General features: G+C 73.1%; 11 protein-coding genes. 4 read left to right on the top strand and 7 right to left on the bottom strand.

Going from position 1 to position 12,164, the window contains the following annotated elements:
- Positions 1-49: 49 nt before the first annotated feature.
- Positions 50-991 (bottom strand): LysR family transcriptional regulator, encoded by a 942-nt coding sequence (locus ACZ516_RS25090; RefSeq protein ID WP_361078850.1) that lies wholly within the window; start codon positions 989-991, stop codon positions 50-52.
- A gap of 70 nt (positions 992-1,061) precedes the next feature.
- On the opposite strand from ACZ516_RS25090, the gene ACZ516_RS25085 reads away from it, so the two are divergent.
- On the top strand, positions 1,062-2,222 hold the full coding sequence (locus tag ACZ516_RS25085) for a TDT family transporter (protein WP_469011713.1): 1,161 nt from the start codon (positions 1,062-1,064) through the stop codon (positions 2,220-2,222).
- Here the strand turns inward: ACZ516_RS25085 and ACZ516_RS25080 are convergent.
- The 5 genes from ACZ516_RS25080 to ACZ516_RS25060 all read right to left on the bottom strand — a co-directional run bounded on the left by ACZ516_RS25080 (position 2,149) and on the right by ACZ516_RS25060 (position 8,386).
- A complete protein-coding gene (locus tag ACZ516_RS25080; protein ID WP_469011839.1) occupies positions 2,149-2,862 on the bottom strand; it encodes a helical backbone metal receptor in 714 nt (237 codons plus the stop codon). The two genes, ACZ516_RS25085 and ACZ516_RS25080, sit on opposite strands and share 74 nt — an antisense overlap.
- Positions 2,863-2,884: 22 nt before the next feature.
- Positions 2,885-3,460, bottom strand: a complete 576-nt coding sequence (locus ACZ516_RS25075; protein WP_358579073.1) for a helix-turn-helix domain-containing protein — start codon at positions 3,458-3,460, stop codon at positions 2,885-2,887.
- Between the two features lie 58 nt (positions 3,461-3,518).
- Positions 3,519-4,565 (bottom strand): hypothetical protein, encoded by a 1,047-nt coding sequence (locus ACZ516_RS25070; protein WP_469011712.1) that lies wholly within the window; start codon positions 4,563-4,565, stop codon positions 3,519-3,521.
- Between the two features lie 145 nt (positions 4,566-4,710).
- The gene (locus ACZ516_RS25065; RefSeq protein ID WP_469011711.1) at positions 4,711-7,323 is read right to left on the bottom strand and encodes an ABC transporter permease/substrate binding protein; all 2,613 of its coding nucleotides are present in this window, start codon (positions 7,321-7,323) and stop codon (positions 4,711-4,713) included.
- Positions 7,316-8,386 carry a quaternary amine ABC transporter ATP-binding protein gene (locus ACZ516_RS25060; protein WP_469011710.1) on the bottom strand — a complete coding sequence of 357 codons (1,071 nt, stop codon included), beginning with the start codon at positions 8,384-8,386 and terminating at the stop codon, positions 7,316-7,318. The genes ACZ516_RS25065 and ACZ516_RS25060 overlap by 8 nt, the downstream gene beginning before the upstream one ends.
- A 268-nt stretch (positions 8,387-8,654) precedes the next feature.
- On the opposite strand from ACZ516_RS25060, the gene ACZ516_RS25055 reads away from it, so the two are divergent.
- Together ACZ516_RS25055 and ACZ516_RS25050 are read left to right on the top strand one after the other, a co-directional pair.
- The gene (locus tag ACZ516_RS25055) at positions 8,655-9,560 is read left to right on the top strand and encodes a 5'-3' exonuclease (RefSeq protein WP_469011837.1); all 906 of its coding nucleotides are present in this window, start codon (positions 8,655-8,657) and stop codon (positions 9,558-9,560) included.
- A 52-nt stretch (positions 9,561-9,612) separates the two neighbouring features.
- Positions 9,613-10,449: a siderophore-interacting protein gene (locus ACZ516_RS25050; RefSeq protein ID WP_358579064.1), complete on the top strand. Its 837-nt coding sequence runs from the start codon at positions 9,613-9,615 to the stop codon at positions 10,447-10,449.
- A gap of 89 nt (positions 10,450-10,538) precedes the next feature.
- On the opposite strand, the gene ACZ516_RS25045 is transcribed toward ACZ516_RS25050, so the two are convergent.
- Positions 10,539-11,132: a GNAT family N-acetyltransferase gene (locus ACZ516_RS25045; RefSeq protein ID WP_469011709.1), complete on the bottom strand. Its 594-nt coding sequence runs from the start codon at positions 11,130-11,132 to the stop codon at positions 10,539-10,541.
- Between the two features lie 99 nt (positions 11,133-11,231).
- Between ACZ516_RS25045 and ACZ516_RS25040 the strand changes: the two genes are divergently transcribed.
- Positions 11,232-12,158: an RluA family pseudouridine synthase gene (locus ACZ516_RS25040; RefSeq protein ID WP_469011708.1), complete on the top strand. Its 927-nt coding sequence runs from the start codon at positions 11,232-11,234 to the stop codon at positions 12,156-12,158.
- Positions 12,159-12,164 lie beyond the last annotated feature (6 nt).

The raw sequence follows: 12,164 nt of genomic DNA, 5'->3' as shown, positions 1-12,164 counted from the left end.
CGCCGCGCCCTGCGACTCCGCCGCCCTTACGGCCGCGCCCCCGCTCGGCTCAGCGCCCGCCCCGCGTGAGCGTCAACAGGTCCCTTCCCGGGCCCGTCGGGCGGTGGCCCGTGGGCCAGACCGCGCGCAGTGCGCGGCGCAGGCGGATCTCCCGCAGGGGGATCTCCACCAGGCGGCGCGCCGCCAGCTCCTCGCCCACGGCGAGTTCGCTCAGGACCGAGGGGCCCGCGCCGCTGACCGCCGCGGCCTTGACCGCCGTCGTCGAGGACAGTTCGATCAGTGGGCGGGCCAGGCCGCCGAGTGCCGCGTCCAGGACCTGGCGGGTGCCCGAGCCCTCCTCGCGCAGGATCAGCGGCGTCGCCGCCAGCTCCTGGGCGCCGAGCGGTTCGCCGCGCCGCGCCCAGGGGTGCCCGGGCGCCGTCACGACGACCAGCCGGTCATGCGCGATGACCACGTCGTCGAGACCGGCCGGCACCGTGAGCCCCTCGACGAAGCCGAGGTCCGCCTCGTCGGCCAGCAGCCGCGACGCCACGGCCGCGGAGTTGCCCGCGAGGAGCGAGACGGCCGTGTCGGGGCGCTGGCTCCGCAGCGCGATCAGCCAGCCCGGCAGCAGGTACTCGGCGATCGTCATGCTCGCCGCCACCCGCAGCCGCGAGTCCCTGCGGTCGCGCAGCGCCTGCGCCCCCGCGTCGAAGGCCTCCGCCGCCTCCACGATCCGCCCCGCCCAGTCGGTGACGAGCGCCCCGGCGTCCGTCAGGCGCGAGCCGCGCGGCGACCGGTCGACCAGCGCGACGCCCAGCTGCCGCTCCATCGCGCGGACCCTGCTGCTCGCCGCCGGCTGCGTGATGCCCAGCTCCCGCGCGGCCCGCCCGAGGCTGCCGAGCCGGGCCACGGCCAGCAGCAGCTGGAGCGCCCCGAGGTCGGGGACGCGGTGGGCGAGCGCCGCCTGCGCCGATGCGGGCGGCGTAGCTGACGGAGAGGGCTGACTCATAAAGCCAGCTTATGTCCTCATAGGAACGTACTCCCTGGCGCGGCCTCCGTCCGCGTACGACGGTGGAGCCATGGTCACCGTCGCCCGCCCGGCTCCTCTCGCTCCCCCCACCCCCGGCCCCCGGCTCCCCGCCGTCCGCCACCTCGGCCCGAACTGGTACGCGTCCGTCATGGGCACCGCCATCGTCGCCACGGCGGGCGCCACCCTCCCCTACCGGGTCCCGGGCCTGCGGACGGCCTGCACCGCCGTCTGGGCGCTGTCCCTCGTGCTGCTCGCCGTGCTGCTCGTCGCCCGCGCCGGGCACTGGGCCCACCACCGCGACCAGGCCCGCGCCCATCTCCTCGACCCGGCCGTGGCCCCCTTCTACGGCTGTCTGTCCATGGCGCTGCTCGCGGTCGGCGGCGGCGCGCTGATCGTCGGCGAGGACTGGATCGGCGCCGGCGCCGCGGTCGCGGTCGACGCCGTGCTGTTCACCCTCGGCACCCTGATCGGCCTCGCCGGCGCCGTCGTCATCCCGTATCTGATGGTGGTCCGCCATCGCATCACCGCCGACCAGGCCTCGCCCGTGTGGCTGCTGCCGGTGGTGGCCCCGATGGTGTCGGCGGCCCTCGGCCCGCTGCTGATACCCCGGCTGCCCGAGGGCACGGCCCAGCGGACACTGCTGTACGCCTGCCTGGCGATGTTCGGCCTGAGCCTGCTCGCCACCCTGGTCGTCCTGCCGGTGGTCTTCGCCCGTCTGGTGACCTCGGGCCCGCCGCCCCTGGCGCTCACCCCGACCCTGTTCCTGGTGCTCGGCCCGCTGGGCCAGTCGACGACCGCCGCCAACAAGTTCGCGGACGCCGCCCCCGGCGTCGTACCCGCCCCGCTCGACCAGGGCTTCCTCGTCCTCGCCGTGCTCTACGGCGTGCCCGTGACGGGCTTCGCCCTGCTGTGGCTGGCGCTCGCGCTCGCCCTGGTGCGGCGCGCCCGGCGCGCCGGGATGGGCTTCGCGATGACCTGGTGGGCGTTCACCTTCCCGGTCGGCACCTGCGTGACGGGCGCCGAGGGGCTCGGCGGGCACACCGGCCTGCCGGTGTTCGACTGGCTCGCGGCCGGGCTCTACGCCTTCCTCGTCGCCGCCTGGGCGGTGGCGCTGGCGCTCACCGCGCGCGGTGTCCTCACCGGCGAGCTGCTCGCAGGGCCGCGCCGAGCACGGCGGGTGCCTCGACCAGCGAAGGCCCGTACCAGGTGAGGTGACGGCCGCTGACCAGCGCGACGGGCAGGCCGGGGAACGCCTCCGGGCCGTCCTCGCGCGTGAAGCGGTACGGCTCGTCGGGCAGGACGACCAGGTCGAGATCGGCCGCGCACAGCTCCTCGACCGGGATGCGCGGATACCGCTCGGCGTGGCCGGCGCAGGCGTTGTCGATGCCCAGGCGGGCGAGCAGGTCCCCCGCGAACGTGTCCCGGCCGAGGACCATCCACGGCCGCCGCCAGATCGGGATCGCCGCCCGCAGCCGGGCCGGCGGGCGGGGCAGCCGCCATGCCGTCTCCGCCTCGGCCGGCCAGCGTGCCGAGCCGGCCCCGCACGCCGCGAGGACCCTGCGCAGTTCCCGGAAGGCCTGATCCAGCGTCCGCACCTCGGTCAGCAGGACCTCGACGCCCGCCGCGCGCAGGGCGGCCAGGTCGGGGGCGCGGTTCTCCTCCTCGTTGGCGATCACCAGGTCGGGGGCGAGGGAGATGATCCGGGGCACGTCGGGGTTCTTCGTGCCGCCCACCCGGGTGACGTCCAGGTCCGGCGGGTGGTCGCACCAGTCCGTGGCCCCGACCAGCGCGCCGGGCACGCTCACGGCGACCGCCTCGGTCAGCGAGGGCACCAGCGAGACGACCCGCAGCGGTCCCCGCTTCCCGGGCACCTCAGCGCCCGCCGTCGTCGATCGCCTCGATGTGGTCCCCCACGGCGACCACCAGGACCCGGGTGTCCGCCACCGTGGCCCGCCAGCGGTGGCGCACCCCTCCGGTGAGGAAGACGCTGTCGCCGCGCCCGAGGCGGTAGGCGCGGCCCTCCGCCTCCATCTCGACGGCGCCCTCGACGACGTACATCAACTCGTCGTTGCGGTGCTGGAGTTCACGGCCCTCGTCGTGGTCGCCGACGAATTCGAGGACCTGGAGCTGGTGGTGGCCGCGGGCGAGCAGGCGTACGCGCGCCTCGGGCGTGGAGGTGTCGAGGTCCGTGTCGTCGTCGGCGCGCACGACATCGACGGTGCGGGCCGGGTCCGCCGCGGCGAGCAGCTCGACGTCGGTGGTGCGCAGGGCGTCCGCGACGCGCTGGAGGGAGCGTCTGCTGGGCCGGGCGCGTTCGTTCTCGATCTGGCTGAGGAAGGGCACCGACAGGCCGCTGCGCTCGGCGACGACGGCGAGGGTGAGCTCCAGCTGCCGGCGGCGGCGCCGCACGGCCGAGCCCACCCGGAGGGTCTCCTTGTGCTCGTCCATCGCCTCGGCTCCCTTCGGCGCGTCGGTCCACTCTCCACCCTGCGGGGTCTTTAGCACCCTACGCATGTTCACCGGGCGGTTCCGCCCCGTCGGCCGGATGGTCACACGCCCCCGCCGCCGATCGAAGCCTGTGCCAGTACAGCAGCTGACCGGCCTCCGCGGGGGCGGAACCCTCGGCCGGGACGAACAGACTGACGAGCAGCGCGGGCCGGCCCCCCGGGTCGGTCAGCAAGGTCGCGGAGGGGTTGGCGAAGGCGCGGCTGCCGCCGTGGGTGCGTACGTCGAGACTGTCGGCGCGGCCGCTCACGGGATCGTAGGCGTACAGGCCCCAGCTGCCGAAGTCAGCGCGCCGCCCCTGCCCCTCGACGAGGACGGCGCCCTGCCCGCCGAGCGCGACGGGCGTCCGGTCGCCGATGTTGCCGCCGGTGCCCCAGGCGCGCACGGCGCGGTCCAGGCGCCGGTCGGGTTCGGCGTGCCAGTGCCGGAAGCCGGTGAGGGTGGCCCGCAGCTGGCGGTCGGTGTCGCAGGCGGCGCGGTAGTGCCCGGTGAGGTGGATGGTGCCGCCGCGCACGGCGGTGACGCCGGGGGTGCCCTCGGCGCAGCGCGACAGGGTGCGGGGCGCGTCGAAGGCGCGGTCCGCGCGGCCGTGGAGCAGCGCCGCCGTGTCGTCGTAGGCGCGGACGGCGATGTGGTTGCGGGGGTCCTTCTCGTACGCGAGGACGTAGCCGCCGCGCCCGTCGTGGGCGAGCGAGGCCTGGTGGGTGCCGGGGCCGAAGTCGTGGCGGCGCCGCCAGTGCAGCAGGTCGGTGGAGGTGGCGACGGCGGCGTGGAAGCGGCCGTCGGGCAGCAGCGTGTGGTAGACGGCGAGGTAGCGGCCGTCCTGGGCCTGTTCGATCTCGGCGGCGTCCATGGTGCGCCCGGTGTGGTCCCGCGCGTCGTAGCGGTGGCCGTCGGCGGTGGTGACGTCGGAGGCGAGCGCGGCCAGGCGGGCGGTGGCCGCGGAGGCGGGGGCGGCGTCCGCGCGGGCCAGCTGCGTGAGGAGCAGGGCGGCGGAGAGGGCCAGGGCCGAGGTGACGGCGAGGCGGGGCGTCGTGCGGACGGTCACGGCGGGGCAGCACTTACGTTCGAGTGGAGGGGCGGGTGCCCAGCCTAGGGAGCGGCGGGAGCCCCGGGAACGCCCCGAGGGGTGGGCTTCGCCACAGGGCGAGGCCCACCCCTCGGGAGCGGGACACGGGGAGGAAGGGATCGGCCTACTGCGCGGGCGTCATCTTCTCCTCGAAGCCCGGGTTCTTCTTCAGCCAGGAGTCGACGGCCGCGGGCTCATGGCCCTTGCCCGCCTTGTTGATCTCGTTCTCCAGGCCGGCCAGTTCCTTCTCACTCATCTTGAAGTGCTTGAGCCACTTCGTGAGCCGCGGGTACTGCTCCGGGAACTCCTTGCTGGAGATCGTCCGGATGGTGTCGCCCTTGCCGAAGGCGGCCTTGGGGTCCTTGAGCTTGGTCAGCCCGTACTCGTTGTACGCCCAGTGCGGCGACCAGAGCAGGACCGCGACCGGCTCCTTCTTGGCGTACGCCGACTTCAGCTCGGAGAGCATCGCGGGCGTCGAACCGGAGACGATCTTGTACTCGTCGTCCAGGCCGTAGCCGGGCAGGACCTTGTCCTTGAGCGCCGTCATCACACCCGTGCCGGGCTCGATGCCGATGATCTTGCCCTTGAACCTGTCGCCCTTGCCCTTGAGGTCCGCCAGCGACTTCACGTCCTTGACGTAGGAGGGGACGGCGACCTCCAGCGACGTCGGGCTGTACCAGGAGCCCAGGTCCTCGAGGTTCGCCTTGTTCTTCTCCCAGTACTGCTTCTGGGCGGTGGGCAGCCAGGCGTCGAGGTCCAGGTCGAGGTCGCCCTGGGCGAGCGCGGTGTAGACGGGGCCGACGTCGGAGGGCGTCAGCTTCATCGTGTAGCCGCGCTTCTCCAGGACCCGCTTCCAGAGATTGGTGACGGCGACGTTCTCGTCCCAAGCGAAGTACGCGGCGTTCAGCGGGCGCTTGGCCTCGGCGGGCGTGGACTTCTCCGGCAGCGGGGCCAGCTTGTCGACGACGCCCGGGTTCTTCTTCAGCCAGGCGCGGACGGCTTCCTGCTGCTTGCCCTTGCCCGCCTTGTTGATCTCCGCCTCAAGGCCCGTGAGCTGCTTCTCGCTCATCTTGAAGTCCTTGAGCCACTTGGCGACCTGCGGGTTCTGGGCCGAGAAGCCCTTGCGCGCCAGCGTGTGCACGCCGTCGCCCTTGCCCCAGGCGCCCTTGGGGTCCTTGAGCTTCTTCAGGTCGAAGTCGCTGTACGCCCAGTGCGGCGACCAGAGCGTGGTGACGATCGGTTCCTTCTTGGCGTACGCGCGCTTCAGCTCGGCCAGCATCGCGGGCGTGGAGCCGTCGACGACCTTGTACTCCTTGTCCAGGCCGTAGGCCCCGAGCACCTTGTCCTTGAGCAGGCCCATCATCCCGGCGCTCGACTCGATGCCGACGATCTTGCCGTGGAACGTGCCGCTCCTGCCCTTGAGGTCCGCCAGCGAGTCGACGCCCTTCACGTACGAGGGCACGGACAGCTCCAGCGAGGTCGGGCCGAACCACGCGCCCAGGTCCTCCAGCTTGTCGCCGTACTTCTTCCAGTACGCGGCGTGCGTCGTCGGCAGCCAGGAGTCGGTCTGGAAGTCCACGCCGCCCTGCGCCAGCGAGGTGTAGAGCGGGCCCGCCTCCAGCTGCTTGGTCTGCGGCTTGAAGCCGCGCTGCTCCAGGATCTCCTTCCAGAGGAAGGTGGAGGCCACGCCCTCGTCCCAGGGGATGTACCCGATGTTGATCTTCGCGCCCCGGCCGACGTTCGCCGCGTCCGCGGTGGCTTCCTCGGACTTCGAGCCGCCGAAGACGCCCATGCCGCCCGCGACGAGGGCGAGGACGACCACGCCGACGACCGCGACCGCGGCCTGCGGACGGTAGGTCCAGATGTTCAGACCCCGCGCGGCACGCGCCTTGGCGGCGGCGCGCCGGCCCAGCGGGGAGACCTGGGTGCCGAGCGAGCCGGTCATCCGGTCCAGGTAGATCGCCAGGATGACGATGGCGACGCCGGCCTCGGAGCCGAGGCCCACGTTGAGCTGGCCGATGGCCTCGTTGACGTCGGCGCCCAGGCCCTCCGTGCCGACCATGCCCGCGATGGCGGCCATGGACAGGCCCAGCATGATGACCTGGTTGACACCGGCCATGATCGTGGGGAGGGCGAGGGGGAGCTGGACGCGCAGCAGGATGTTGCGCGGGGTGGTGCCGAACGCGTCGGCGGCCTCGACCAGTTCCTTGTCGACCTGGCGGATGCCCAGCTCCGTCATGCGCACGCCGGGGGCGAGCGCGAAGATCAGGGTGGCGACGATGCCGGCGGGGGCACCCATCCCGAAGAAGAGGATGGCGGGGATGAGGTAGATCATCGCCGGCAGCGTCTGCATGAAGTCGAGCACCGGGCGGACGATGCCGCTGACCGTGTTCGACCGTGCCGCCCAGATGCCCACCGGCACGGAGACGACCAGCGCGATGACCGTCGAGACGAGCACCAGGGCCAGCGTCATCATCGCGTGGTCCCACAGCTCCAGCGAGACGATGAACGCGAAGCCCGCAAAGGTCAGCACACCGGCGACCACACCGCGCAACCAGAACGCGATGACGGCGAAGATGCCCGCGAGCAGCAGCGGCTCGGGCGCCTGGAGCACGTCGGCTATGCCGTCGTAGGCGCCCTGGAAGACGGTCTTGAAGAAGTCGAACAGCCACGACATGTGGCTGAGCAGCCAGTCGACGGTGTCGTTGACCCACTCACCGAACGGAATCCTAGGCACCGCTGACCACCTTCTCGCTGTCCTGCGGTTCGTCCTCGGGGCTCATCGGCTCGCCCAGTACGGCCAGCAGCCGCTCCCGCGGCACGACGCCGACGAGCTCGCCGTCCGCGTCGGTCACGGCGACCGGCACCACGCTGGTGGAACAGGGCGTGAACAGGTCGATGATCGGGGTGTCGGCGGTGACCGTGGCGGGCGCGTCGGCCCGTACGTAACCGCTGTCCGGGTCCGCCATGATCGCGCCGGCGGTGAGCACCCGGGCGCGGTCGACGTCCTGCGTGAACGCGGCGACGTAGTCGTTGGCCGGGGTGACCAGGATGTCCTCGGCGGTGCCGATCTGGACGATGCGGCCGTCGCGCATGACGGCGATCTGGTCGCCCAGGCGCATGGCCTCGTTCAGGTCGTGGGTGATGAAGACGATCGTCTTCTTCAGCCGCTTCTGGAGTTCGAGGAGCTGGTCCTGCATGTCGCGCCGGATCAGCGGGTCGAGCGCGCTGAACGACTCGTCCATCAGGAGCAGGTCGGCGTCGGTGGCGAGCGCGCGGGCCAGGCCCACCCGCTGCTGCATGCCGCCGGACAGCTCGTCGGGCCAGGACTTCTCCCAGCCCTTGAGGCCGGCGAGCTCCAGCGCCTCCGTGGCGCGCTTCTCGCGCTCGGCGCGCGGCACGCCCTGGACCTCCAGGCCGTAGCCCGCGTTCTCCAGCACGCTGCGGTGCGGGAAGAGCGCGAAGTGCTGGAAGACCATGCTGATCTTCTTGGAGCGCACCTGGCGCATCTGGCGCGCGCTCAGCTCGGTGAGGTCCTGGCCGTCGAAGCGGACGTGACCGGCCGTCGGCTCCGACAGCCCGTTGAGCATGCGCAGCAACGTGGACTTGCCGGATCCGGAGAGACCCATGACGACGAAGATCTGGCCCGGTTCGACCTCGAAGGAGGCGTCGATCACGGCGGCGGTGGTGCCGTCGGCGCGCAGCTCCTCCCGGTCGGCTCCGTGGCGGAGTCGCTCCACCGCGTCAGCGGGTCGTCTGCCGAACACCTTGTACAAGTGCTCGGCCTGCAGCCTGGACACATACACCTCTCGGGTCGAACCAAGACGGCCCGCCTCCCCCGCCGGCGGGCCGTGGAGCACCGTGGCCTCTGCCCACTTGCCCGGTCGAAATGTTGAATCCTCGACGGGGTGCACTCCGGCGGCGCGCCTGCCCCGTCTCGTGAGAAGCAAACACAGAAGTGACTCAGCTCACTACGCCGCTGGTCCGCATGTCGTCGCCCCAGGTCGAGGGAGGCTGTCGGTGCCGTGCGGCATGATGCGGACCGTGACTCAGCGAACACGACGGCTCATGCTCCTCGACACGGCCTCCCTCTACTTCCGGGCCTACTTCGGCGTCCCGGACTCCGTGAAGGCCCCGGACGGCACGCCGGTCAACGCCGTGCGCGGGCTGCTCGACTTCATCGCCCGCCTCGTCCAGGACCACCGGCCCGACGACCTGGTCGCGTGCATGGACGCGGACTGGCGCCCGCACTGGCGCGTCGAGCTCATCCCCTCCTACAAGGCGCACCGCGTCGCCGAGGAGAGCGCGCAGGGCCCGGACGCCGAGGAGGTCCCCGACACCCTCTCCCCGCAGGTGCCGGTGATCGAGGCGGTCCTGGACGCGCTGGGCATCGCCCGGGTGGGCGTGCCGGCGTACGAGGCCGACGACGTGATCGGCACCTTCGCGGCCCGCGCCACGGGACCGGTCGACATCGTCACCGGCGACCGCGACCTCTACCAGCTGGTGGACGACGCGCGCGGCATCCGCGTCCTGTACCCCCTCAAGGGCGTCGGCACCCTCCAGGTCACCGACGAGGCGTGGCTGCGCGAGAAGTACGGCGTGGACGGTCCGGGCTATGTCGATCTGGCGCTGCTGCGCGGCGACCCGAGCGACGGCCTGCCCGGGGTGCCCGGCATCGGCGAGAAGACGGCGGCCAAGCTCCTGGACGCCTACGGCGACCTGGCCGGGATCATGGCCGCCGTGGACGACCCGCGCTCGAAGCTCACCCCCTCGCAACGCAGGCGCCTGGACGAGTCCCGACCCTACGTGGCCGTCGCGCCGAAGGTCGTCCGGGTCGCCGCCGACGTCCCGCTGCCCGAGGTCGACGTGGCACTCCCCCGCGCGCCCCGCGACGAGGCGGCCCTCGAAGAGCTGGCCGAGCGGTGGAACCTGGGCGGCTCGCTCCACCGCCTCCTCACCACGCTCCAGCCCTGAAGTGCTAGCTTAGGTAAGCCTAAGTAGCTGAGGACCAGGGGAGGCCGCCGCCATGGCAGAACGTCCGGCACGCAAAGCGCCGAAGACCCACACGGGGCGGGTCGTGCGCACCGAGCGCCTGACCCCGCACATGCAGCGCGTGGTGCTCGGCGGCGAGGGCCTCGCCGAGTTCGCGGCGGGCGAGTGCACCGATCACTACGTCAAACTGCTCTTCGACGCCGAGGGCGTCACCTATCCGGAGCCCTTCGACATACAGCGGATCCGCGAGGAGTTCCCCCGGGAGCAGTGGCCGGTCACCCGGACCTACACCGTGCGCTCGTGGGACCCCGGGGCGCGGGAGCTCGCCCTCGACTTCGTGATCCACGGCGACGAGGGCCTCGCGGGCCCCTGGGCGCGGGACGTCCGGCCCGGCGCCACGATCCGCATGCTCGGCCCCGGCGGCGGCTACGCCCCGGACGCGGGCGCCGACTGGCACCTGCTGGTCGGCGACGAGAGCGCCCTGCCCGCGATCGCCGCCGCGGCGGAGGCCCTCCCCGAAGGCGCCGTCGCCCGGATCTTCGTGGAGGTCGAGGGGCCCGAGGAGGAGCAGAAGATCGCCACGGACGCGGAGGTCGTCTGGCTGCACCGCGCCGGCCGCCCGGTGGGCCGGGCATTGATCGAGGCCGTGCGTTCCCTGGAGTGGCCCGCGGGTGACGTGCAGGCCTTCGTGCACGGCGAGGCGGGCTTCGTGAAGGAGCTGCGCCGCCTGCTGCGCGTCGAGCACGAGGTGCCGCGCGAGCGCCTGTCCGTCTCGGGCTACTGGCGCCTCGGCCACAACGAGGACGGCTGGCAGGCCTCCAAGCGGGAGTGGAACGCGCAGGTGGAGGCGGAGCAGGAGGCCGCCGCGTAGGCGCTGGGCCCGCAAGCACGCGTTGGCGGCCACCCTGGAAGCAGGGGGCCGCCTTCTGCCGTACGCGTCCCCGGTGGCGCCCCGCCCCGTCATGCCACTTCGGGGTCGCCCGCGATCCGCGCGTGCAGATGCATGTCGTGCCAGCCGTCCGCGTGCAGCAGCGCGCTGCGCTTGGTGCCCTCCGCGGGGAAGCCTGCCTTCAGGGCGACCCGGCACGACGCCTCGTTGGCCGTCGCGTGCGTCAGTTCGAGGCGGTGCAGGCCCACCTCGTCGAACGCCCACCGCGTGAGGCGGTCGACCGCGCGCGGCGCGATGCCCCGGCCGCGCGCCGACGGCATCGTCCAGTAGGCGACCTCGGCCTGTCCGTCCCCCAGGCGGATCTGCCGCAGGGCGACCCGGCCCAGGACCTCGTCCGTCACGGCGTCGGCGATCGCCCAGTACGCGTCGTCCTCACCGGCCCACGCCGCGCGCCAGTCCGCGATCCAGCCGAGCGCCTCGCTCGCGGAGTCGGCCACGCGGGCGTGCCACCGCTGGAGCAGGGGGTCCTGGAACGCCTCGTACACGGCGGGAGCGTCGGCGTCCGTCCAGGGCCTGAGGACCAGAGCGCCGGGGACGGGGAGCGCGGGCTGCGCCCGGCGGGCGAGCGTGCCGGGCGCGACCACGTCGGAGATCGTGAAGGGCATGGCCCCATCGTGGCAGCGCGGCCCGCGCGACGGCACCGGTTTTCCGCCCCCGCACCGACGCATGCCCTGACCTGCGCCGCCCCGTACGCTGGCCCCCTGATGAGACGCAAGAGCCGCATTCCGCCCGCCCCGCTCCCCCAGCGCGAGGGCGTCGACCCCGTGCGGGTCAGGCTGCCGGCCGACGGGGCGTGGCCGACCGTGCGCGACCACCTCGTGGAGCGGCTCGCGGCCGGGCCCGGGGTCATCGACGCGATGCTCCGGGACGGCCGGATCGTCGGCGCGGACGGCGTTCCGGTGGCGCCCGACGCGCCCTACGCGCCGGGCGCCTTCCTCTGGTTCCACCGGGACCTGCCCCCGGAGGTCCCGGTGCCGTTCGCCCTCGACGTCGTCCACCGGGACGAGCACATCGTCGTCGTGGACAAGCCGCACTTCCTCGCCACGATGCCGCGCGGCGGCCACGTCACCCAGACGGCGCTCGCCCGGCTCCGCACGGATCTGGGCATCCCGACGCTGAGCGCCGCGCACCGCCTGGACCGGCTGACCGCCGGGCTGCTGCTGTTCACCGTGCGGCCGGACGAACGCGGCGCCTACCAGACGCTGTTCCGCGACCGCCGCGTCCACAAGGAGTACGAGGCGATCGCGCCGTACGACCCCGGGGTGTCGCTTCCGCGCACCGTGCGCAGCCACATCGTGAAGGAACGCGGCGTCCTCGCGGCGTACGAGGTCGAGGACGCCGAACCGAACAGCGAGAGCCACGTCGAACTGGTCGAGGTCCGCGGCGACCTCGGCCGCTACCGGCTGACCCCGCGCACCGGACGCACCCATCAACTGCGCGTCCACATGAACGCGTTGGGACTGCCGATCCTCGGCGACCCGCTCTACCCGGTGGTGACCGGACCCGCGGCGCCGGACGACTTCCGGCGGCCCCTGCAACTCCTGGCGCGCGTCCTGGAGTTCACGGATCCGGTCACGGGCCACCCGCACCGCTTCGTCAGCGGGCGCACCTTGGCGGCCTGGTCGGTCTGAACCGCA

It is taken from the genome of Streptomyces sp. NPDC034037, assembly GCF_055575715.1.
This window is presented reverse-complemented; position numbering and strand designations above follow the sequence as displayed.